The 1,440-nt window shown below is 48.2% G+C and carries 2 protein-coding genes; one reads left to right on the forward strand and one right to left on the reverse strand.

Annotated elements, in window-relative coordinates; all coding sequences use genetic code 11:
- Window positions 1–173 precede the first annotated feature (173 nt).
- On the reverse strand, window positions 174–590 hold the full coding sequence (locus AK963_RS28935; RefSeq protein ID WP_139117769.1) for a hypothetical protein: 417 nt from the start codon (window positions 588–590) through the stop codon (window positions 174–176).
- Window positions 591–817: 227 nt separating this feature from the next.
- On the opposite strand from AK963_RS28935, the gene AK963_RS28940 reads away from it, so the two are divergent.
- Window positions 818–1,339 (forward strand): TetR/AcrR family transcriptional regulator, encoded by a 522-nt coding sequence (locus tag AK963_RS28940; protein WP_175404719.1) that lies wholly within the window; start codon window positions 818–820, stop codon window positions 1,337–1,339.
- Window positions 1,340–1,440: the final 101 nt, after the last annotated feature.

Consider the following 1,440-nt stretch of genomic DNA (forward strand, 5'->3'; position numbering starts at 1 on the left):
GGAAGTGCTTTTGACAACAAGAGCACTGATCCAGAGTAAGGGGCGCTGGGAACAACTTTGGTCTGAGTTCATGACTGGAAAGGTTGAAGCTAACCTATGAGTCAGTTATCAAATTGAGAGAGCACCCCAGGAAACCTTTAAGTACATACATGCACCTAAAGGCATCTAATTATTTAAACCATTTCCTTCTTATTCTTTTTTACAGCCTGACGTGCCTGCATCCACCCCATACCGGCTTCCATCCGCTTTTGAGGATTGTACTGATCCTCCTGAAAGCACCATTGATAATCACCGGCATATTTCATCAGCGTGTAATTGCGGAAGCTGAACACCTGGCCATTACCCGGGTCGTCCCAGATATTGTCAAACTCCGCGATCACCCAACCTCTTTCTTCATCCACAATAAACCACTTGGTCACAAAGGTTCTTACCGCCCTGGCAACCGGATTGGTGTAGATACCAGTAATCCAGTCCCGGATCTCTTCCCGGCTGTTTCGATCTGGGTCCACTGTCCCATACCCACCTCCATTTATTGTCCATGCCAATACCCGGAACCATGCCGGGCATGCACGATCGATAGTAGATGGCACTCAGTGACTATGAAATATTGAAAAGTCAGCGAAGCAGGAGGAAAGGCTATCTGAAAAACGACGAAGGTACCCAGTTCCCATGGAAGCCAAAAGGTACACGTCGTGGAAGGTGGATGATGGCCACATGAACCTGGGCCTATACTCCAGTGCCGGTTCGAGGTAACGTGAGTCACCCTTCAAACAGATAGCCAAAGGATATGGGAAGGAAAAGAGAAAAGAACCGTGTCATGAACAAACGACAGCAGCAGAGTGAAATCCGTCATCAGCGCATTTTGCAGGCCGCCAGCCATCGGTTTGCCCGTTTTGGTTACCAGAGCGCATCCATGGATGACATTGCCCGGGATGCCGGAGTATCGAAAGGATTGATTTACTGCTTCTATAAAAACAAACAGGCACTCTATGAAGCCACGTTACGCAGGGAGCTATCGCAATGGCTGGAAGAAAGCGCACACATTGCTCCCCATAAGGACGACCCGATGGCGGATCTGCAAAGCCTGATCTGCGCGCCATTTGATATTCTGCGCAACAAGTCCGTTTTACAGACACTGCTCACCGGCGACACCGAGACCTTAACACGCTATCAGCCGCTCTTTCGCCGACTTCGACGCCGCTGGCGCAATCGGATCATGGCAATACTCAGAGATGGGATCGCCCATAACGTATTCGACCGGGAAATGGATACGGTTCACACCGCCGGAATTATCTATACCTTACAGCGAAGTTATACCAATTCCATTTTTAAATTATGAAATAACAGCCCATGAACGGGAGCATAGACTTTTCAATCGGCCAACTTCAGAAAGTAATTCATTCCATGCCTCACAGCATTTATTGATAATATCTTCATAGT

This window comes from Endozoicomonas atrinae (assembly GCF_001647025.1).
Taxonomy (GTDB): domain Bacteria; phylum Pseudomonadota; class Gammaproteobacteria; order Pseudomonadales; family Endozoicomonadaceae; genus Endozoicomonas; species Endozoicomonas atrinae.